This is a genomic window from Legionella busanensis, from assembly GCF_900461525.1.
In the GTDB taxonomy this organism is placed as follows: Bacteria; Pseudomonadota; Gammaproteobacteria; order Legionellales; family Legionellaceae; genus Legionella_C; species Legionella_C busanensis.
In genome coordinates this window covers 1,539,289-1,560,195 of record NZ_UGOD01000001.1, presented here as the reverse complement: position 1 = coordinate 1,560,195, position 20,907 = coordinate 1,539,289, and the positions used below count along the sequence as shown (strand labels likewise).

Here is a 20,907-nt window from a genome sequence, read left to right as displayed (position 1 = left end):
TTTAAAAACACATTGGTAAAAAAATGCTAAGTTCAAAGCTACTAGATTTACTGAATAATATAAACCAACCTAATGAAATTTTAAGTAAACTTCGCGAAGAAAATTTTACAGTGACTGAACTTACCGATGAGGGTGATTCAGTCTTGCATGTATTAGCTAAGTCAAAGCATGTAAAAAACATAAATTTCCAGGATTATGTACAAACATTAGTAAAAGCTGGAGCCCCATTAAATACTGTTGATAATGAAGGTATGAGTTTTCTCAGTTGTTATTTAAAACATAATGATTTTTATACAAGTCAAGTTTTGGATTTCTTGTTTGAGGATGAGCATTTTGATATTAATCAGCCATTGGGAGGAGATTTAACTCTTTTTGAATTAATCTTAAATTCAAGTTTCTTCCAACACCAAGAATCTTTGCAAAAATTAATAAAACATAAAGACTTTAATCCTAATCAGAAAACCTCCAAATATAATTCAATATTACTGCACATGCTTTCGGAGAATTCATATTCTTATAGAGAGTATGTTCCTCATATAGTTAAAAATGCTAAAACTAATCCCAATATTAAAAATAGTAAAGGGCAAACCGCGTTAGCACAATTATTATCAAATGATGAATATACGGATAAAGCATTAATTAATGCATTTATTAATCATGAGCAATTTAACGTCCATAGTTTAGATGATGATGGCAATAACTATCTGCAACTGGCAATTCTTCATTGTAAATATTCAGCTGAAGAAATAGCTAAATCATTTATAGAAAAAGGAATTAATGTTTTATATAAAAACAAGGATGGTAAATCTGTAATAGATTTGATTAATGAAAATAAAGCAGGCCGATCAGAGTATGCGAATAAAATATTGTTGTTAGAGGTTTTAAAACTACATCCACCTTTATTTTTTGAAAAGAGCTTAAATGGTAAAACTATTTTAAGTGAACTATTAAAAAGTTCAGACTACAGTATTATCTCTGAATTTAAAAACATTCTCGAAATATGTAAAAATAAAAAAGAATACAACAGTCTTCTTAAAAAAATTATATCAGATTGCTTTAATGAGTTTCGTCAAAAACGTGTCACAGAGTCAACAATACTACCTTTAATTAAGGCGCTAGTTGAAGCAAATATTGATATAGATCTGGAATACTGCTTAGCTTGTGCTGCTCTTAAAGAACATTCTTATGAGCGGGATGAAATATACACTAAGCTTAAAGAGCTCAACCCTAAATTTGATTTAAGTTTAGCGACTAAACATATTAAAGACCTAACCCAAGAAAATAGTAAGGAGCAACTACAAGCGATAAATTATTTGAATGAATCCTTATTTGATTTAAATTGCTTTGATGAAGCAATGTTGGCTTGGGAAGAAAAATGTCTTCAATCTAAAAATACTCCTGATATTGGACGAGATTGTAAAATGTTTGGCCATTTATTTTCCTTAGGTGGCTCGATAGCAACTAATAGTGCTAATAGTATTAAGTTAACGGGCAGCAATTATTCTGATACTGCCCCTTTTATAGTCCATTTAATGAATGCGTATGTCAAAGATTGTGAGCAAAATGGAAAACATGCTGACCATCTCGAGTCCATTAAGCAAGTAAGGAATATGACAATCAAGGCAATGCGCTTTTATTTTTTGTCTTCATCTTGGAATAATTACTATCCGTCATTAAATTCGTCTAAAGCTAGCTTACTTTCCTCAGTACTAACTGATAGTAAAAATTTAGGTGCTGAAATAATTACAGGCTGGCCTGAGCATGCGATAGATATCATTATTCAACAAGATGATTTTTACCGTAATAATGGCGGTGGCTGTAGTACAGATGCAACCACTGAACATTATAAAATATCTAAGCATGAAAATTTAAATGAAGCAGTTCTAGATAAGCTTTTTAACAAAAGTAACTATGAATCAAATAAATCTTATATTCAACATGAATTACATGAAATATTAGGTTTAACATTTGCTAATACAATTGCAGGAAAGTTTCAAACTGTCGGTAATTGTAGCCTAGCAAGTATGCTTATCGCTTTGAAAGTAAAGTATCGGTTATTTTTACCAGAAGATATTGCAGATGAATTATATACAGATACAATATCATTTTTTGAACAATTTTATTTAGCAGAATTTATTTCACGCAATGCGAATCACCCTTTTCTTCCACATTTATTTATGCGATTAATTATCCAGAAATTAATACCCGAAGAAAAAGCACAAGCTGTCAAAGAATTAATAAAAAATCATTTTAATTCCGAAGCAAATCAAGAGATCATGCAAGCTGAATTTATGCTGCATCAGTGGAAGCTAAGAACTAAGGGTGATTCTACCGAGAAGTTCGATAAACAAATACAAGCGCTCGGTATTATTTTAAACCCCAATATGAGTCATCGTTTAATAATACTAAATCACTTTCTTAATGATAATGTAACTGCCGAAGACTTAAATGAATTAAGTTCGTGGTTATTTGAAAAACAAATTTTTCAAGGTTACCCTTTATTACACTTTGCTGTAAAAAATAACAATTTAGAGCTTGCCTCCAAACTCATTAAGCTATTTCCACAAGCAGTCAATCAAACCAACTGGTTTGATCAAGAAGCTTTATGTTTAGTAAAGTCTGTCGAAATGATTGATCTGTTAATTAAAGCAGGTGCAAGTACCAGCAGAATAGATTACGATAATCCCTTAGACTACGCTATTAAAGCTAATAAAGTAGATTTAGTTGAAGCTTTACTTAAGCATAAGGCTAAACCGAGTGAGTACAGCGCCTATTATGCTGGCAGTAAAGATCCAAAAATTTTGCAGTTACTTATGGATGTTTACCCAGAAATTATAAATAAACCAACACACAACTACAGTACTGCCATTCACGCTGCAGCAAGAAGTGGTAATAACGAAAATATTAGTAATTTGGTCTATTATGGTGGCGTAAGTCCAGACGCGTGTGATGTAAATGGCACTACACCTTCAGTGTTAGCATTACAATATGAACATCCTAAGACGGTAATTTTATTATCTCAATATCCAGGTACGTTATTTAAGTCCCCTTATCGAGGTGACTCTTTAGTTAGCATGACCAAAGATGAAAGTTTAAGAAAGATGCTTGAAAAGAAGAAGCAAGAGCGTGCAGAAGATCTTAGTTATTTTGAAAAATTTAAAGCAAGCAATCCAGGTGTCATTCGGGAAGATATTGATAATCTAATTGTTGCTATTCGTTTAAATGACGTACATGCTATTCGTGGCTGCCTAATTGCTTACCCAAATATTAAAGTAACTAATTGCAGTAATCTCTATTGCACAACACCTTTAACAGATGCAATACGAAACATCGCTGGAAAAAAGGGAAAAGAATATGAAGAGGCTTTTGAAATTGTTAAAATGCTTTTAAAAACTCCAAGCATTAATATTAATGCAACCATGGGGTCAACTGAACCTATTTTATTTATGGCGACATCAATTGGTGATGTAGCAGTTCTTAATTTGTTTTTAGCTGACCCTAAATTAGATATCAATAAACAAGATAATGTTGGTTATACTGCACTTCATGATGCAGTGGAACGTGGTCACTTAGCCTGTGTTAAGCGTTTATTACAAGATAAGCGTATTGATACGACCATTGTTAATCATGCAAATGAAACTGTTTTAGATTTGCAAAGCTCTAACTACCAAACAACAGAATGTCAACAAGAAGTAATAAAGTATCAGCAGCAACATATTATGCAAGAGGAATATAGCTCAGCTAAGTTTCGTTAGACAAGACTTCAGGGACGTTGCCTAACATTCAGGTAATTTTAAATCTCTAGTATATTAGAATCTACATTACAAACTTATAAAAAGTTGCTATAGCAAATATAATTATAATGATGCCCATTACTAATTCGACCTGGTGAATTTTATTAATAAAGATGGTTTTAATTTTCTTATCACAAAAATATGCTACAAAACTAAACCAGGCAAAAGTAGTTATGCCAATACTTGCTAAGGCAAGAAATTGAAAATATTTATTCAAACTCATAAATAATGGCAAAATAGAAGTAAAGAAAAGTGTAATTTTTATATTGGTTAGATTCGTAATAAAACCTGTGAGGAATGATTTTTTTAATTGAATAGGAGCAGGTTTATAATAAATATTTCTATCAGAAAAATAAAATTTAAGTATCAAACTAAAACCAATATAAAATAAATATAAAAGCCCCAAAGATATAAATAAAAAATAAAGTTTAGGGTAATTCTTATTAATAGCTGAGCCTAATAAAAAACTTATTAAGCCATTTAGTAACATGCCAGTAGCAATACCACTGGCACATAAGATTCCTGCTTTTCTTCCATTTGTAAGACTTGTATTCAAAGCTATTGCAAAATCTGGCCCAGGCAAAGCTACAAATCCTAAATGTAGTAACAGGATGCTAATTACTATAGAAAACATCACATTCCTTAAAATAAAAAATTAGACTAAGCTCTCTGCGAAAGACTCATGTTTTCTACTTATTTTCATATTCTGATTACATAAATTTTGTTTAATATGAATTATCTCTTCCTTAACTTCTTGCGCTATTTTAGGGTTTAATTCAAATTTCTTTTTATCTAGATACTGAGTTGCAGAAAGTATCTTATCTACAATGTCAACACAAGCTATTACACCTTCTTTTTCCATACCCTGATAGGCAATAGTATTAGTACCGAACCTAATTCCGCTGGTGACAAAAACAGAATGTTGATCTTCTGGTATTCTGTTTTTATTTACAATAACTCGACATTGTTCTAATGCCTTTTCAGCAACAAACCCAGTCATTGCTTTTGAAGAAAACACATCAACAAGCACCATATGTGTATCTGTTCCTCCAGCCACAACCCGATACCCTTTTTCAGTTAATGCATTAGCTAAGTATTGTGCATTTGCTTGTACTCGTTTCATCATGGGTAGAAAAGTATTATTTGATAATATTTCTCCAAACATAACAGTCTTAGCGGTAACGGAAGCTAAATTAGGAGCACCCTGAATACCTGGAAAGATGCTATTTTGCACAAGATTAGCTAAAGTTTTACCATTAACAATAGTATCAGCATCTTTACCCATTAAAATTAAACCGCCCCGTGGGCCATATAATTGCTTAGAAGTACTAGTGACAACAAAATGCGCGTCATCAATAGGACTTGGTATGAGTTCAGCAGCAATTAAACCAGCTATATGCGAAATATCAGCTAACAAATAACTTCCTACTTCATCAGCGATTTCACGAAAAATCTTATAGTCAATAAGTCTAGGATAAGCACTAGCACCACAAATAATAAGTTTTGGTTGATGCGTTTTTGCTAAAGCCCTTACTTCATCGTAATCAATTAAACCTTCTGAGTTCACCCCATACGAGATTGCATTAAAGTATTTACCTGAAATCGAAGCTTTGGCTCCATGGGTTAAATGCCCTCCTGCATCAAGGTGCATTCCTAATATTGTATCGTTAGCATTTAATAAGCTAAAAAGTAGCCCATTATTAGCAATGGCTGCACTTAGGGGTTGGACATTAGCATAGCGTGCTTTAAAAACTAGCTTTGCTCTTTCAATAGCCAAGTGCTCTATTTGATCAATCACTTCACAACCAGCATGAAAGCGATTACCAATATAACCTTCTAAAGTTAAATTGGTGATATCACTAGTACTAGCAGCAATGACGGACGGATAGGCAACGCCGGATGAAGCAACTAGAATAAGAGAATTATTCTGCCTTTGATGTTCTTCTTCTATCAGCTTGAATAAGTGGGGATCTTGTTTTGCTAAAGATTCAAAACACCCTTGCATATAAGGTAGAAATTTATTTTGCATGCCAAGCCTCTATTTTTATTATAATTTTTTTGCAGTCTATTAAATTAAAAATGCTCAAGTCAAGGAAATAGTGATTTATTTATAGGGGATGTAAATTTAAAAATAACAGTTTTATAAAATAATGAACAATTCCAAACTAAGTAAAATTTAATATTTAAAATAAAAGATAATAGGTATAATTTTAAAAATATATAGTTAAAGGCCTGCCGAGGAGCAATATGCATCTTATCGAATTATTCTTACCTGTTTATGATAATCAAAAGAAAAAATTTCCCAAGAAATTATTCAAACAAACATACGATGAGTTAATAAAAGAATTTGGTGGATTAACTGCTTATACGCGTGCTCCTATGCAAGGTTTTTGGCAAAAGGAAAATGACAAAATTGTAATAGATGAGTTAATTATTTTTGAAATTATGGATGATCATTTTTCGCTTGATTGGTGGCATAGTTATCGCATCTGTTTAGAGCAACGATTTCAGCAAGAACAATTAATTATTCGTACCCATTCATTTACATTAATATAAAATATAATTGGATAATAAAAATAAGTTAAGCCTATAGTTAACATGTAATAATTTTTCAGCAAATATTACAGCTATTAAAATTAAAATAGTTATTTTCTTTTTTAAAACTTGAAAAATTTACGGTTCCATAATCACGAAATTTTTCTTTTTCTTGCAAATGAATTTTCAATATTCCCTTCAAAGGAATTACATCAAATCTCTTTGCCTCAAAAAATTCAATATCTCTAGAACGCTCATTTAAGTCATATATAGTAGAATGACAATTAGGATTAATGATTATAGTTTCTTTTCTTTTACTACAACGATTTACTTCTTTTAAATAATTAACTTTAAAAATAGCAGACTGAAATGCTTCCTCACCGTTGTTTAAATGACTTCCAGTTCTTAAAAACCTAGAATACTCGTAGGCATCATCTTCATTTGCGAAAAGCCTTAGGCTTTCAATATTTTTTACACTAAAGGAGTTATATATTTCTATAGGGGGTATCTTATTTCTATAGGTAAATTGAGGAAATAAGTCTAAAATATAGTGACTAGAAGTATTATCAGAAAATTGAATAGGATTTCCTACTGTATAAAAAATATTAGATTTATATTTGTCAGTCAATTCATTAAGTTTTTCAGTAGAATATTCTTTTAGCTTTTTGTTTGCGATAGCAATCGTACGTAGGTCTTTTTGATTAAAGAAGCCAAATAGATAGCCTCGAACATCCTTGGGTAATTTAGTTAAAATACTTTCTTCTGTTGAAGTATCATTATCATCAGTAATTTTCATTATAAATTCCTAGAATGTTAATGTTTTGGTTTATCTCTCCCTAGACGATTTCTACTCATCTTATTTTCGGTATCCCTTCTTTATAATAATCCTACAGCACTGGCGTATAGATAAAAAGCAAATGTAGGTTAGGCTAAGCATAATGCAAACCAACAAATGTGATGAATAGGCTATACATATATGGCAAAATTGTTGGGCTGCACTTCATTTAGCCCAACCTACGCTTATTTAAAAAGATTAGGTTTTCTTATTCACATTTTTTGACCAGGTATTTTAATTTCAGCAATGTTGCCTTTGGGCCCCACAGCAAGTGCACTGTCTTTTTTCCAAAAACTAAATGCATTTAAATTAACATTATTTAATGCTCTTTCCCAAGTTAAGCCTGAGTCACTAGCTGTTGACTCATTATCTGTTTTACAAACATTTTTTATAGTTAATGGATTACCAAAAAAACTTGATGCGTAACCAGCATGGGTTGAGCCGACTACCATAAAATTGTGCTTATCTTGCGTGAACGAAATAGCTGACCAATAATGCTGTGGAGAAATATCCAAACTCTTCCAAGTAGCACCGCCATCAATCGTCACAGCTAAGTTTGGACCGCCAATATTGGGATTTTTAAAATCACCTCCAGCAATCATTCCATGCTTTAAATCTGAAAATGCAATAGAAAAAATGCCTGAAGAGTTGTTTTCTTTTTTAATCGGTGTTTCCGCTACCGTCCAATTAAATCCACTATCAGTACTTTTAAAAACACGAGCATTATTGACACCAGTACCAAACCATACATTTGTATCACTATAGACAGTCATACAACTACCACTTGCAGCAAATGCACCTTCGTTATCAGAAGCTGTTAGTATTGAATCTGAAGGGATAGGTAACCAATTGTCTCCATCTTTTATTGTATAAAGCTTAAATCTATCTTCTTGGGGATCGCAAAGAACTAGGCCATGATGTTGATTCCAAAAAGCCATACAATTAAAAAATTCTGCTGAATGTTGACCTTGTAATTGTAATGTCCAGGTTTGTCCACCATTGTTAGTTTTATAAATACAAGAATCTTGCCCATAACCAACACTCATTACATAGGCTGTATGTTCATCAAATGCTTTAATATCACGAAAATCTAATTTTTCAGTACCCGGAATTTTTTTAATACTCCAGGTTAATCCGCCATCAATCGTGCAGATAATCGTACCATTATTTCCACTTATCCAAGCAACATTTTCTGAGGGGGTGCTAATACCACGTAAGTCACTGCCGGTAATATTGTTATAATAATTCACTCCAAGCGGCGTAGGTTCAGATTTATTTCTCATAAATAACAAAAAATGAAAATAATTTAGACATACTAATTTAAAATGTCAAATATTAAACTTTGTCAGTTTGTAAATTTTTCCGAAGAAATTTGTAGCAATAATAAAAGCCGAAATAACTTTAAAAATTGGTGCCTGGTTTTCGGCGGCAACCCGCTATTAAAAAATTTATACTATAAGACAAGGCTAGTTTATAAAAATTTATCTTTATGAATAAATATCAAGAGTATTATCAAGCTTTAATAAATAAAGATACGAATTATGAAGGTATCTTTTTTGTCGGGGTTAAGACAACTGGCGTATTTTGTCGACCAACCTGTGCAGCTAGAAAACCTAAGTTTGAACATTGTGAATTTTTTAATAAAGCCCAGGATGCTTTATTAACGGGATATAGACCTTGCAAACGTTGTCAACCTCTATCTCCTCCCAATGAGGTTTCTCATCTTATTCAATTTCTTGTCAAAGCTGTTGAAGATAATCCGGAAAAAAGATGGAAAGAAAGTGACTTTCAGCAAATTTCTGTTGATGCTTCGACTGCCCGCCGTCAATTTAAAAAAAGATTTGGTATGACTTTTGTTGCTTATGCTAGAGCGCGTAGATTGGGAATTGCAATGAAGCAAATTCGCAAAGGCGATTCCATAATTAATACTCAGTTGACAATAGGTTATGAGTCAGGGAGTGGATTAAGAGAAGCTTTTTCTCGCCATTTAGGTATTGCACCATCACACTCAGAGCATAAATTCATTTTATACGCATCATGGCTTGATACAAAACTTGGACCGATGATTGTAATTAGTTCTGACTCGGCATTATATCTTTTAGAATTTGTTGATCGTCGGGGCCTAGAACGAGAAATAGAAAGTTTGAAAGCTAAAACAAAAGCGTCTATTTTACCAGGAAAAACCTCTCCTATTACATCTATAGAAAAGGAATTAACTGCATACTTTGATGGTAAATTGCAGACTTTTAAAACGCCTATATTCCTTCTAGGTACCCCTTTTCAACAAAAAGTATGGGACGCATTAAAAAAGATTCCTACGGGTGAAACACGAACTTATTTAGATATTGCCAAAGCTATTGGAAAACCCGCAGCTTTTAGAGCAGTTGCACAAGCCAATGGTGCAAATCAATTAGCTATTATTATTCCATGTCATCGTGTTATTAATAAAAATGGCCAGTTAAGCGGTTATGGTGGTGGAATAGCCCGTAAAGAATGGTTAATTAATTTAGAAAAAATGAATAAATAACCAGCTTTAGTGGAACAGTTAAATTTTAAAGATTATATTAGTCCACGTAGATTGGGCTAAGCATAGCGCAGCCCAACAATTTCAGTCTTAGGGCATGTAAAATCTTTATAATTTGTTGGCCTGCACTTCGTTTAACCCAACCTATTATTGATTTATGATAACCATGAGTTTTAAATAAGCAATCTTATCAAAACCTTAATTAATCAAATCAACCCTTAAAATCTGGGTAATTAAGTGTTTTCTCCAAATACCACACAGAGTTATCCCCAGATTTTGTGAATAACCTTAATTTTAAAAGGCTTTAAACTTTAACAAGTAGGAAAATGCTGAAGTTATTCATTAAACTACTTGCGAATTAAATTTTGGTTTAATATCTAAAAGTTTATAACAAGCGTCAATTACATGGCAGGAGCTAGTTTGTTGCTTTGTTTGAAATAGAGAAAGTAAATAGCTTTGATTTTTTAAAATATCTTGATAGGAAGCGAAAATACCAATAATAAATTTTTTTAATTCATCTAAAGAAGTGTAATTATTATTAGTAATCATTTCTCTTATTTGCTCAAGTGCGGCAACTTTATCTTCACTGCCTTCTACTAAACCCAAAAATTTAGATAGTTGAAAAGCTGAAAGCCATTTAATTTCATTGTTAATTAAATCAATTATTTTATTTTTTAAATAATTGTGGCGATGAGATGGATTTAAGTAAGTCCTCATATTGTTAAATAAAACACTTACTTTCTTATCAGATATGCTGAGAGGTAATACACTTTTAAAGATGTTAAATAAAGTTGGTATTGGTAAGCTTGAAATCTGGTTATTTCTTTCATAAGAACTATTAATTAATTCCTCTAATTTAGGGGTTACCTCCTTGATTGTCCTATTAATTGTTAGTTCATCTACAATTGCTTTTTGTATCGCTGGCGCAATATCTTTAGGGAATTTAATACTCGTTAAAGAGACATTGCTATCTAGCATTTTAGCAATAGTTTGCAAGCACTTATTTTGCTGAGTAGGATCAGATAGATAAATGATATCAATATCGAATGTATTTGGTGTATTACTTAACGTTAAGGCTAAATCGAGTTGTGCAGGATTATTACTAAACATGGCATAATGCGAGATAGTTAAGCCTAAACTATTTTTAACTTCAAATAATTGAGGGTAATAATTTTTTACTCGAATAAGTGCTTGAGGATTTCCCGAGCGAGCTGCATAATGAGCAATAGTACAGCCAGTTTTATCTTTAACCTCAAGCAAATGAGGATAATAATTTTTAACCCAGGTTAATGCTTCAGGATTCCCTGACCAAGCTGCGTAATGAGCAATAGTACAGCCAATCTTATCTTTAAGCTCAAGCAAATGAGGATAATAATTTTTAACCCAGGTTAATACTTCTGAATTTCCTGACCAAGCTGCATAATGAGCAATAGTACAACCATTTTTATTGTTAATTTCAAATAATTGAGCATGATGCCTCTTAATCCATTTAAGTGCCTGGGCATTCCCAGACCAAGCAAGATAATGAGCTGCATTCGCGCCCCAATTATCGCTTAAAGAGGCTATAGCATTATTACTTAATTTATGGATTAGCTCTAATTGACCAGACAATAAATATAACTGCCATATCTCATTAATTTTTAAGTTATTTTCTGATGGTATAGAGCTTAATAATTGTAAACGCTGATGTAAAATAGCGTAAACTTTTTCAGTGAAATCATTAGGAAGTATTAATTTGGGCGATATATTTTGCGAATTTAATAAGGATTGGTAACAACTATTGTTACTTTCTACTATGTTCAACATAAGTGGTATAGCAAGTCAACAAATGTTCGGATTTTACACAAAATAGCTTAACGAAATATTAAGTAATTATTTTTACACCTATCAATTTTCTTTTCAAAAGCCCTAATCAACTCAATTTCTTTTTTGATTTAAAACAATAAAATCGTTAAGGATATAACAAGCAATACATAAAAATTAATTATTTTAAACTTTAATAATGCTAATATACTTTCTTGTTTTATCAACATAAATTTGGCTTAAAACTAATAAAATGATATCAGTTACAGTTATTGGCTCAGGCGCTATTGGTAAGTTTTATGGTGGTTTATTTTCTTTGGCAGGAAGCTATGTTTGTTATCTTGAACAGTCTGACTTCTCTATTGTACAAGACCAGAAGTACTATGAAATTGAATTGCCAAGTGGTAGTGTTAAGCAAGTAAAGCCCCATCAAATTGAGAAGGATTATAAGCTACTGCCCAAAGCTGATATTATAATTATTGCGCTAAAAACCACTGAAAATCATTTACTGAAAAAATTTCTTCCTCCTACTTTAAAACCAAATAGTAAACTACTTATTTTACAAAATGGAATTGGTAATGAGGAATATTTATCTACTTTTATAAATACACAGACAATTATATGTGGTGTAACAACTATTGGCGCTATCCGAGTAAAACCTGGGTATGTCAAAATAACCCACTTAGGTGAATTAAATTTAGCCCCTTTTAAAAGCCACGATTTTTCTTCTTGTGAATATATAAAACAGCAATTAGCTACGGTAAATCTTTCTAATGGGCTGTTTCCACAAATACATCTTTTTGAAAATCATCGTATAATTCGTTGGTCTAAGTTATTGTGGAACACCCCTTTTAGCAGTTTATCTCTTTTACTTAATGTATCCGTTGATGTTATTGCGACTCAAAAAAAATACCAAGATATCGCCAGAGCTATAATGTATGAAGTCTGTTTAGCTGCAAAAAAAGATGGGGCTTTAATTGAAAATAAAATCGAGAAACTTATTGCGGTAACTGCTACATTAAAAGGCTATTATCCAAGTATGTATTATGATTTTAAAATAAGTAGGCCGATTGAATCTCAGTATATTATCTTTAATGTTTTAGATTACGCTCAGTTACACCAAATAAATTTACCTGTATTATCAGTAATTCATAAACAACTTAAGTCGTTAGAGAAAACAAAGGAATGGCTTAATAAAGAGGAGAAAAATAAACTTATATCTATACTTAAACTTCTAATAGACGATAAGTCTAAATCTATAGATGCCAATTAGCAATTAAATTATTTTAAGAACCTCGTTTGAGTGATTTATTTTTCAACAAATAAATATTTAAGTTTTATATACTTTTAGCTAAAATTGATAAATATTTAAAATTATTTAATAGATTTCTTCAAAAGCCTAGTTATGCCTCATCGTATTATGATTATGGGACGCAGTGGTAGTGGTAAATCTACTTTTGCTTATCAATTGCATCAACAGACGCACTTACCTCTTTATCACCTAGATAAATATTTTTTTACCGATTATTGGGTAGAACGAAATTACCAAGAATTTCTCTCTATTCAACAATCCTTTGTTAATCAAGAACAATGGATTATTGACGGTAACTCAACTAAATCATTTGAGATGCGCTATAAGCGAGCCACACTATGCCTATATTTTAACTATCCAAAAATGCTTTGTTATTGGCGTGTTCTGAAAAGATTTTTCTATAAAGATAAACGAATTGACGATCGCGCAACCAATTGCCATGAAAAAGTAAGTTGGTCTTTGTTAAAATATATGTGGGGATTTGAAAAGCGAGTGCAAACATTATTAAAACAATTACAACAAAATTATCCACAAACTTTGTTTATTGAAATTCATTCTGATAGAGAGTTAAAACAGTTTAGTCAGTTGTTTTTAATACACTTTAACACCAATTTAAAGCTTTAAAATTTAGCAAAACCATACAGGAACATTATAAATATCTTCAATAAAATTTAATTCATTCATTAGCAAGCAAAAATAAAGCTATAAAAGCAAATACCATTCCTAATGCTTGCTTATAAGTAATCGTCTGCTTTAAAAAAATCATACATAGAATTAGAGTTACAACGGGGTACATGGATGTTATAAGCACCACAGGTATTGCTGGGCCCTTTCGTAGTGCCATGATAAAGAAAATACATGCAATTCCACTGGCCAAACCATTTAATAAACCATAAAAGCTACCTTTACTAGAAAGCTCAGGTTTAAAACTTAATAATACTAATGAAATAATACCAGAAATGAGTACGCCTAAGCTTGAGTAAAAAGTAATAGATAAAGGATTGATAAAATCAGCTGCTCTAGAGCCCCAATACCCCCACGCTCCATATAATAAAAGAGCAATAAATGAAGGATAGTACCAAGAAGTAAAACTCATTTAGGTAGGATTCTCTATTAAAATATTGCGATTACAGTTACATGGCAATAAATTTAAAAAGCTCATTTTAGCAAAATTTAATAAATCTATCAGTATAAATATGTTGAACAGCCTAACCAATATGAATTTAATTCAAATAAACAAGTTTTCAACATACCCATAATCAATTGACATTAATCATATGATTTGAATAACATACCGAGAACAAAGCTAATCATGCTAGGCTTATTCATGGATTATCATTATTTTAAAGATATTATTAATAATATTTATAGCCGTTATATTGGTTATGAAAAACGTCCAACTTTTTTTGATATCGAACAAACTTTCCCCTCGTTAAATGAAATAACCAGCCATTTTAATGAAATAAAGCAAGAGTTTAATCAGGTCTTAACAAGTAGCAGTCAACTACCCAGGTATCACGATATTGACCCCGGTGAAGCTGAAATCTCAGACACAACACAAAAGAACTGGAATGTTTTTATGGTCTATCTTTTAGGCTATGAGTTAGAAAAAGCGCAAACTTTATGCCCTAAACTTTGTCAATTGTTAAAAAGAATTCCTAACTTAATTCAAGCTTTTTTTTCTATTTTGGAACCAGGAAAATCTATTCCGCTGCATAAAGGTCCTTATATGGGCTATCTTCGTTATCATTTAGGCCTTCATATACCTAAAAACTATCCGCCAGAAATCATTGTTAATAATCAACCCTATACTTGGCAAGAGGGTCAAGCTGTTTTATTTGATGATTCTTGGCCTCATGAGGTTAGAAATCAGAGTGAGGATTACCGGGCCGTTTTGATTATTGATGTATTAAGGCCAATGCCTTTTCTTCCACATATGATTAATCAATTAGTAACCAATGTTTTTGGTAAATATTTTTATGGACGCAAAGTCATCAAAAGAGCATTGCAATATAACGAAGAAATAAAGCCAATCGCTCAATAGACTTTGTGAGTGAGCTATGAATTCCTATGGAACCTGGATCTCGCAGATAAAGAGTAGGATGTTGGCAAAAGATTGTAGATTGAGCTAACCATAGCGCTGTTCAACTGTTTCAGTCATAAGGCAATGTATTCTATTTATCATTTGTTGGGCGGCACTTCGTTTAGCCCAACCTACATGTTAAGCCAGCTTGAATTGTCTTAACTATGTCTGTTATCATGCAACGCTTTAAACTGATTTAACTATGTTAGAACAATCACCTGAACTTAAAAAACTTCTTGCCATCTTAGACGATAATCAAGCAATCAATGTTGTTACTATTAATGTGAGCGAGCAAACTGCAGTGACCGATTTTATGGTTATTAGTAGCGGTCGTTCTTCGCGACATGTTAAAGCTATTGCTACCAATGTAGTCGAAAAGATGAAACAGGCTAATATGCCAATACTAGGCTCCCATGGCCTAGAAAGCGGTGATTGGGCATTAATTGATTTTGGCGATTTTGTCTTACATGTGATGCAGCCAGATACTAGAACCTTCTATAATTTGGAAGGGTTATGGCAAGATGATCAATAATTTAATATGTTTAAAATTACTATTATCTCATGTGGTAATAAAATGCCTGCTTGGATTGAGCAAGGCTTTAATGAATATAGTAAACGATTAAAGGAATACGTTAAATTAAATTTAATTGAGATTCCTTTAATAAAGCGGACCAAGACAAGTGATTTAAAACGTATTTTAGAGAAAGAATCACTGCTCATTGATGCAGTCATTCCAGACGCTGCCAGAATAATAGCACTTGAAATTGGCGGTAAAACGTTTAGTAGTGAAAAGCTTGCTTTAAAATTTGAAGCATTGCAACAAATCACGAGTCATGTTTGCTTTATTATTGGTGGACCAGAAGGCTTAACGCCGCACACCTTAGCACGTAGTCAAGAACAATGGTCTTTATCATCCCTTACACTCCCTCATCCTTTAGTTAGAATTGTTTTGTTAGAAGCCATTTATCGAGCATGGTCAATTATTTATAATCACCCTTATCACAAATGATATTTTGCGTTAAGATGTCCATTCATTTTTCATTGGCTTTTAAAAATAACACTAAAAGATGCGCCTTAATCAACGGGTTAAAAATGAACAAGCTGAGTTCAATATTCATTGTTCTCGTTTAAATTTATTGATTGCAATTATCATTTGCTGTTCAGCAGTCATTATTGCCAGATTGGGGTACCTACAATTAGCCCAGTATAAGCAATATAAGACGCTTTCTTTAAAAAACCAAATGACCATTATTCCTATTGCCCCGCCAAGAGGTATTATTTTAGATAGAAAAGGGGTAATCCTTGCTGAAAACATCCCTGTCTACGTATTAGAAGTTATACCAGAACATGTAAAGAATTTAAAAAAAACACTTGCAGATTTAAGAAAACTCCTTCCTTCAATAAGTGATGAAGATATTGACAATTTCAATCGTACTCGCCGGCAAAATCGCTCGTTTGTTCCTATTCCTTTAAAACTTAAATTAGATCAAGAAGAAGTTGCTATTTTTGCTTCCCATCAACATCAGTTTACTGGGATAAATATTAAGGCGCGATTAATGCGTTATTATCCATTAGGCGAAATAACCTCACATCTTTTAGGCTATGTTGGTAGAATTAATGTGCAGGAATTGCGCGAAGTAAATCCAACTAATTACCGTGCAACAAATTTTATTGGCAAAGCAGGTATTGAAAAATTTTATGAAAAGCTTTTACATGGCCAAGTCGGATATCAATTAGTTGAAACCGACGTTAGTGGCCGTACAATCAGAGTACTAGATAAGCAAAATCCAGTCTCAGGCGAAAAGCTTTATTTAACCATAGATTCGCGCTTACAAAAAGTTGCTTATGAAGCTTTAAAAGATAAGCGAGGCGCAGTTGTTGCCATAAGTACTCATAATGGTGATATTTTAACAATGGCAAGTTCACCAAGCTATGATCCTAATCTGTTTGTTAACGGCATCAATCTCAATGACTATCAAAAATTAGCTACCGCTAAAGATAGACCATTATATAATCGTGCTGTACGAGGACTATATCCACCGGCGTCAACAGTAAAGCCCTTTATTGCTTTAGCTGGGTTAGAAAAAGGAGCCATTGATACTAATTATCGGGTCTTTGATCCGGGCTGGTTTAAATTACCCGGTGTTAGCCACGAGTATCGCGATTGGAAAAAAACAGGACATGGCATGATTAGCCTTGCACGAGCCATTACCGTTTCTTGTGACACCTATTTTTACCAGCTAGGGCATAAAATAGGAATTAGAACGCTAGAAGATATGTTACATAAATTTGGCTTTGGCCAGCTTACTAATGTCGATTTAAATGAAGAGGCACCTGGCATTGTACCTAATGCCCATTGGAAACGACGCAGTAAAGGGGTGCCCTGGTTTCCAGGTGATACCTTGATTACTGCAATAGGCCAAGGATTTATGCTTGCATCACCACTACAATTAGCCAATGCGACAGCTGCTTTAAGTCAAAAAGGCCGTCGGTATCGACCCCATTTACTCCAAAAATCAATACAAAGTGATCGAGATGAAATACACCTATTTAAACCAGTTGAAGAATATCCTATAAAACTAAAAGACGAAAATTATTGGACAGTGGTTGGCGAAGCAATGCGAGCTGTAATTAAAAGTGAAGAAGGAACTGGTTATCGTTTTGGTCGAACAGCTCCTTACTCTGTTGCTGGTAAAACAGGCACAGCACAAGTATTTAGTGGTCGCCAATATGAGAAAAAACGTTATGAAGAAATTCCTGAGTTTTTAAGAGATCATTCTTTATTTATTGCTTTTGCACCCATTGAAAAACCCGAAATTGCTATTGCAGTTCTGGTTGAAAATGATTTTGCTGCATCAAATGTTGCTCGCAAGGTTCTTGATGCCTACTTTCAGTTTAAACAGAATGAGGCTAGCACATGAAACACTATCATTCGCGTCCGGTTTATAGATTTACTGTAAAATCCTTTCATGTTGATTGGCCTTTACTGGGTTTGTTAATTACTCTAATGGCCTTTGGCATGCTTATTTTATATAGTGCGTCCAATGAAAATATTCATATGATTATTCGTCAGGCTATACGTTTAGCCTTTGCTGTTAGTATAATGTTAGTATTTGCTGCAATTCCACCACATAAGTATAAAATTTGGACGCCCTGGCTTTATGGCATAGGCCTTGCCTTACTTATTGCAGTTATGATTATGGGCAAAATTGGTAAAGGTGCTCAGCGCTGGCTTGATCTAGGTTTATTTCGTTTCCAACCTTCAGAAATTATGAAGTTAGCAGTTCCTTTAATGGCAGCCTGGTACTTAGATCGGAAACCAATGCCTATTGATTTAAAGACAGCTGGTATTGCGAGTATCATTATTTTTATGCCAGCGCTGCTAATTACTAAACAACCTGATTTAGGCACAGCAATTATGGTTGCCTCCGCTGGATTAAGTGCTATTTTTTTAGCTGGTATATCAATACGAGTTATTTTAACAGTAGGATTCTTTGCAAGCCTTTGCGCGCCTCTTTTATGGCATATTATGCATGATTATCAAAAGCAACGTATTTTAACTTTACTTAATCCAGAACAAGATCCATTAGGATCGGGCTATCATATTATCCAATCTAAAATCGCTATTGGCTCAGGTGGTGCTTTTGGCAAAGGTTGGCTACAAGGTTCTCAATCACATTTAAATTTTTTACCAGAACATGCTACTGATTTTATCTTTGCAGTGAGTGGAGAAGAATTTGGCTTTGTAGGTAGTATTATTTTAATTATCCTTTTTATTTTTATCTCCCTAAGGGGATTGCAAATTGCAAATCAAGCTCAAACTAGCTTTACTCGTTTATTAACAGCTAGCCTTTCTATGACATTCTTTCTCTCAGCTTTTGTTAATATCGGTATGGTTATGGGCATTTTGCCAGTAGTTGGTATTCCTTTACCTCTTGTTAGTTATGGTGGCACCGCCATGGTTACTTTTTTAGCAGGCTTTGGCATTTTAATGTCTGTTAGTTCACATCGAATTTTATTTAATGCCTATCGTTAAATTAAAATGATAAGTTATGAGCTAAATAAGGAATTAATTAGCGGCTTTAACTCAAATGAATGGCTTTTATAAAATGAGCGCACGCATTAGAGTAGACATGGTGTGAGTAAAAGCTAATAAAAAACTTAATCGCTGGAAATCGCTTAACTAAATCTAATTTGGTCAAGACTAAGATCTATAAAATTTGAAATGCCTAAATCAAGTTTAAACTTCTACATATTAGGAAGATAAGTATATGAAGCAAAGAGGATTACTCATCTTATCATTTATTAGTTGTGTTAACACTCATGCAGTAGAGTGTAGTGAGGCACAGACTGCTGGGAGTTACCACTATTCAACAGTAGTATCACAAGAGCAATTAGACCCAACGTTCTTTGCCAATGCATCTTTCCAGAATCTTTTTCCGGGTGCCTCGGTGTTGCATTTTGATTCTAGAAATTTTCTTGAAGAGTCTTTGCTCACTACCTATGCTCAAGGTGATATTTTGATTGCTGCCCTTCGTAGCAAACCAGAGCTGACCAAACTCATAGTGAATTTTCCACATCTTAGTGAATCAGATCGCATTGAAGTTATGCATCGCATCTTTTCTATACAAACTAGAGTTTCAGGATTACCTGCTCCAGAGCTAATTTTAGATAACTCTGCACAAAAATCTACATTCTTTCAGTTCGATCCGACTCAACCAGGAACAGGCAAAGTCATACTAAATCCTATAAAACTCTTCGCAGATGCAAATCCTCATGCTGCAATTCTCTTTTTGATTCATGAAACACGTCACTCCTATCAATTTCAGCTAGGTTTCGGCAACATAAATTCAATCGATGCAACAGCATATCGCTTAGGGTTTCTTGCCCAAAAGCAGGTTTTTGAGCAAAAACTCAACGTGTCATTTTGTGATTTTCTAACATTGAATCAAGAATATGAAGCCTTTCTTTTTGGTAACTATGTATTGGAAATTCTAACGAGGGGTATTGTCAAAACGACAGACATGGGCACGCTTGCAAGTCAGTATCTTATTTACTCTGGTCTGAGACTAGATCTGCCAAAACTAGCTCGCGAAACTGATTCTCAAAATCTTCTCAATGCATTTAATGAATTGGAAAAAGCACAGTATGAAGAGAGACAAGCTTTCTTATTTACTTCATCACTTAAGGATAAAAATTAGATATTAAACGGATGATAGAGTTAGAATTTATCCTCTCCTTCATTCAGCGCCTGCGTAGTAAGTGGCAAGATATTTAAATCCTGGGTTATCATGATAGTTAATACAATACTAATTAATAGTTAGAATAATTTGCTTATAAATAACCAATCTCAAAATAAAATTAATTAATATTAATTTTGTTGGTGCTCTGCTTTTAAAGCTAATAATTTAGCAACAGGACCATAAACTTTGCGATGAATTGCGCAGGGACCAAGCCTTTGTAAAGCATCTAAATGTTTAGCAGTAGAATAACCTTTATGAATAGCAAATTCATAGCCAGGATAAAGTTTCTCCATCTCTTCCATTTCATTATCTCTAGCCACTTTAGCCAGTATCGAAGCAGCACTAATCTCAGAAATAAGTAAATCGCCTTTTATAATGGCTTCGCAAGGAATGTCTATATCAGGCACATATAAGCCATCTATTTTAATATGATGCGGCCGTAAGGGTAAGTTTTCAATCGCACGGCGCATGGCTAATAAGGTCGCATGATGAATGTTAAACTGTTCTATTTCAGCAACATCTGCTCGTCCATAGGCAAAAGCTAATGATTTAGCTTGAATTTCAAGTGCAAGTTGACTGCGTTTGATAGGTGTGAGTTTTTTAGAGTCGGTAAGTCCTTCAATAGGCTCTTCTAATATGACAGCAGCAGTCACTACAGGGCCTGCTAAAGGGCCACGGCCTGCTTCATCTACACCTGCAATATACCTAATCATTTAATTCCTTACCCTCAGAGCTATTTTAATTTTTATTTGCTGCATACTAAAATAGCTGAAATAAC

18 protein-coding genes are annotated in these 20,907 nt (G+C 33.2%); 11 read left to right on the top strand and 7 right to left on the bottom strand.

Annotated features, from left to right (window positions below; genetic code table 11):
• Positions 1-23: 23 nt before the first annotated feature.
• On the top strand, positions 24-3,755 hold the full coding sequence (locus DYH30_RS06990) for an ankyrin repeat domain-containing protein (protein ID WP_115330963.1): 3,732 nt from the start codon (positions 24-26) through the stop codon (positions 3,753-3,755).
• A 61-nt stretch (positions 3,756-3,816) separates the two neighbouring features.
• Here the strand turns inward: DYH30_RS06990 and DYH30_RS06985 are convergent, their stop codons facing one another.
• Together DYH30_RS06985 and DYH30_RS06980 are read right to left on the bottom strand one after the other, a co-directional pair.
• Entirely contained in the window at positions 3,817-4,428 is a 612-nt protein-coding gene (locus DYH30_RS06985; protein ID WP_115330962.1) for a LysE family translocator, read from the bottom strand.
• 21 nt (positions 4,429-4,449) lie between these two features.
• Positions 4,450-5,823, bottom strand: coding sequence for a serine hydroxymethyltransferase (locus tag DYH30_RS06980; protein ID WP_207385756.1), 1,374 nt, complete (start codon positions 5,821-5,823; stop codon positions 4,450-4,452).
• Positions 5,824-6,041: 218 nt separating this feature from the next.
• On the opposite strand from DYH30_RS06980, the gene DYH30_RS06975 reads away from it, so the two are divergent.
• Positions 6,042-6,350, top strand: coding sequence for a hypothetical protein (locus DYH30_RS06975; RefSeq protein ID WP_115330961.1), 309 nt, complete (start codon positions 6,042-6,044; stop codon positions 6,348-6,350).
• A 55-nt stretch (positions 6,351-6,405) separates the two neighbouring features.
• Here the strand turns inward: DYH30_RS06975 and DYH30_RS06970 are convergent, their stop codons facing one another.
• Positions 6,406-7,125: a hypothetical protein gene (locus DYH30_RS06970; RefSeq protein ID WP_115330960.1), complete on the bottom strand. Its 720-nt coding sequence runs from the start codon at positions 7,123-7,125 to the stop codon at positions 6,406-6,408.
• A gap of 251 nt (positions 7,126-7,376) precedes the next feature.
• Entirely contained in the window at positions 7,377-8,447 is a 1,071-nt protein-coding gene (locus DYH30_RS06965) for a WD40/YVTN/BNR-like repeat-containing protein (RefSeq protein ID WP_115330959.1), read from the bottom strand.
• Between the two features lie 206 nt (positions 8,448-8,653).
• Between DYH30_RS06965 and DYH30_RS06960 the strand changes: the two genes are divergently transcribed.
• Positions 8,654-9,691 carry a bifunctional transcriptional activator/DNA repair enzyme AdaA gene (locus DYH30_RS06960; protein WP_115330958.1) on the top strand — a complete coding sequence of 346 codons (1,038 nt, stop codon included), beginning with the start codon at positions 8,654-8,656 and terminating at the stop codon, positions 9,689-9,691.
• A 339-nt stretch (positions 9,692-10,030) separates the two neighbouring features.
• Here the strand turns inward: DYH30_RS06960 and DYH30_RS06955 are convergent, their stop codons facing one another.
• Positions 10,031-11,494 carry an ankyrin repeat domain-containing protein gene (locus tag DYH30_RS06955; protein WP_115330957.1) on the bottom strand — a complete coding sequence of 488 codons (1,464 nt, stop codon included), beginning with the start codon at positions 11,492-11,494 and terminating at the stop codon, positions 10,031-10,033.
• Between the two features lie 250 nt (positions 11,495-11,744).
• On the opposite strand from DYH30_RS06955, the gene DYH30_RS06950 reads away from it, so the two are divergent.
• Both DYH30_RS06950 and DYH30_RS06945 read left to right on the top strand, forming a co-directional pair.
• The gene (locus tag DYH30_RS06950; protein WP_115330956.1) at positions 11,745-12,764 is read left to right on the top strand and encodes a 2-dehydropantoate 2-reductase; all 1,020 of its coding nucleotides are present in this window, start codon (positions 11,745-11,747) and stop codon (positions 12,762-12,764) included.
• A 132-nt stretch (positions 12,765-12,896) separates the two neighbouring features.
• A complete protein-coding gene (locus DYH30_RS06945) occupies positions 12,897-13,427 on the top strand; it encodes a P-loop NTPase family protein (protein WP_242604647.1) in 531 nt (176 codons plus the stop codon).
• 52 nt (positions 13,428-13,479) lie between these two features.
• On the opposite strand, the gene DYH30_RS06940 is transcribed toward DYH30_RS06945, so the two are convergent.
• Entirely contained in the window at positions 13,480-13,899 is a 420-nt protein-coding gene (locus tag DYH30_RS06940; protein ID WP_115330955.1) for an EamA family transporter, read from the bottom strand.
• A gap of 231 nt (positions 13,900-14,130) precedes the next feature.
• Between DYH30_RS06940 and DYH30_RS06935 the strand changes: the two genes are divergently transcribed.
• From DYH30_RS06935 to DYH30_RS06910, 6 genes are all read left to right on the top strand, one after another.
• On the top strand, positions 14,131-14,847 hold the full coding sequence (locus tag DYH30_RS06935; RefSeq protein WP_115330954.1) for an aspartyl/asparaginyl beta-hydroxylase domain-containing protein: 717 nt from the start codon (positions 14,131-14,133) through the stop codon (positions 14,845-14,847).
• 241 nt (positions 14,848-15,088) lie between these two features.
• Positions 15,089-15,418: a ribosome silencing factor gene (rsfS, locus tag DYH30_RS06930; RefSeq protein ID WP_115330953.1), complete on the top strand. Its 330-nt coding sequence runs from the start codon at positions 15,089-15,091 to the stop codon at positions 15,416-15,418.
• Between the two features lie 6 nt (positions 15,419-15,424).
• Complete coding sequence (gene rlmH / locus DYH30_RS06925; protein ID WP_115330952.1) at positions 15,425-15,895, top strand: 23S rRNA (pseudouridine(1915)-N(3))-methyltransferase RlmH; 471 nt, start codon at positions 15,425-15,427, stop codon at positions 15,893-15,895.
• A gap of 58 nt (positions 15,896-15,953) precedes the next feature.
• Entirely contained in the window at positions 15,954-17,807 is a 1,854-nt protein-coding gene (gene mrdA, locus DYH30_RS06920; RefSeq protein ID WP_115330951.1) for a penicillin-binding protein 2, read from the top strand.
• Entirely contained in the window at positions 17,804-18,922 is a 1,119-nt protein-coding gene (rodA, locus tag DYH30_RS06915; protein WP_115330950.1) for a rod shape-determining protein RodA, read from the top strand. Before mrdA ends, rodA begins: the two co-directional genes overlap by 4 nt.
• 235 nt (positions 18,923-19,157) lie before the next feature.
• A complete protein-coding gene (locus DYH30_RS06910) occupies positions 19,158-20,087 on the top strand; it encodes a hypothetical protein (protein WP_115330949.1) in 930 nt (309 codons plus the stop codon).
• 170 nt (positions 20,088-20,257) lie between these two features.
• Here the strand turns inward: DYH30_RS06910 and rnhB are convergent, their stop codons facing one another.
• Positions 20,258-20,842 (bottom strand): ribonuclease HII, encoded by a 585-nt coding sequence (gene rnhB / locus DYH30_RS06905; protein ID WP_115330948.1) that lies wholly within the window; start codon positions 20,840-20,842, stop codon positions 20,258-20,260.
• Positions 20,843-20,907: the final 65 nt, after the last annotated feature.

Bases quoted from the DNA above. Each gene is read 5' to 3' on its own strand.
- DYH30_RS06990 (WP_115330963.1), top strand. From the start codon at position 24: ATGCTAAGTTCAAAGCTACTAGATTTACTGAATAATATAAACCAACCT.
- DYH30_RS06985 (WP_115330962.1), bottom strand. From the start codon at position 4,428: ATGTTTTCTATAGTAATTAGCATCCTGTTACTACATTTAGGATTTGTA.
- DYH30_RS06980 (WP_207385756.1), bottom strand. From the start codon at position 5,823: ATGCAAAATAAATTTCTACCTTATATGCAAGGGTGTTTTGAATCTTTA.
- DYH30_RS06975 (WP_115330961.1), top strand. From the start codon at position 6,042: ATGCATCTTATCGAATTATTCTTACCTGTTTATGATAATCAAAAGAAA.
- DYH30_RS06970 (WP_115330960.1), bottom strand. From the start codon at position 7,125: ATGAAAATTACTGATGATAATGATACTTCAACAGAAGAAAGTATTTTA.
- DYH30_RS06965 (WP_115330959.1), bottom strand. From the start codon at position 8,447: ATGAGAAATAAATCTGAACCTACGCCGCTTGGAGTGAATTATTATAAC.
- DYH30_RS06960 (WP_115330958.1), top strand. From the start codon at position 8,654: ATGAATAAATATCAAGAGTATTATCAAGCTTTAATAAATAAAGATACG.
- DYH30_RS06955 (WP_115330957.1), bottom strand. From the start codon at position 11,494: ATGTTGAACATAGTAGAAAGTAACAATAGTTGTTACCAATCCTTATTA.
- DYH30_RS06950 (WP_115330956.1), top strand. From the start codon at position 11,745: ATGATATCAGTTACAGTTATTGGCTCAGGCGCTATTGGTAAGTTTTAT.
- DYH30_RS06945 (WP_242604647.1), top strand. From the start codon at position 12,897: ATGCCTCATCGTATTATGATTATGGGACGCAGTGGTAGTGGTAAATCT.
- DYH30_RS06940 (WP_115330955.1), bottom strand. From the start codon at position 13,899: ATGAGTTTTACTTCTTGGTACTATCCTTCATTTATTGCTCTTTTATTA.
- DYH30_RS06935 (WP_115330954.1), top strand. From the start codon at position 14,131: ATGGATTATCATTATTTTAAAGATATTATTAATAATATTTATAGCCGT.
- rsfS (WP_115330953.1), top strand. From the start codon at position 15,089: ATGTTAGAACAATCACCTGAACTTAAAAAACTTCTTGCCATCTTAGAC.
- rlmH (WP_115330952.1), top strand. From the start codon at position 15,425: ATGTTTAAAATTACTATTATCTCATGTGGTAATAAAATGCCTGCTTGG.
- mrdA (WP_115330951.1), top strand. From the start codon at position 15,954: ATGCGCCTTAATCAACGGGTTAAAAATGAACAAGCTGAGTTCAATATT.
- rodA (WP_115330950.1), top strand. From the start codon at position 17,804: ATGAAACACTATCATTCGCGTCCGGTTTATAGATTTACTGTAAAATCC.
- DYH30_RS06910 (WP_115330949.1), top strand. From the start codon at position 19,158: ATGAAGCAAAGAGGATTACTCATCTTATCATTTATTAGTTGTGTTAAC.
- rnhB (WP_115330948.1), bottom strand. From the start codon at position 20,842: ATGATTAGGTATATTGCAGGTGTAGATGAAGCAGGCCGTGGCCCTTTA.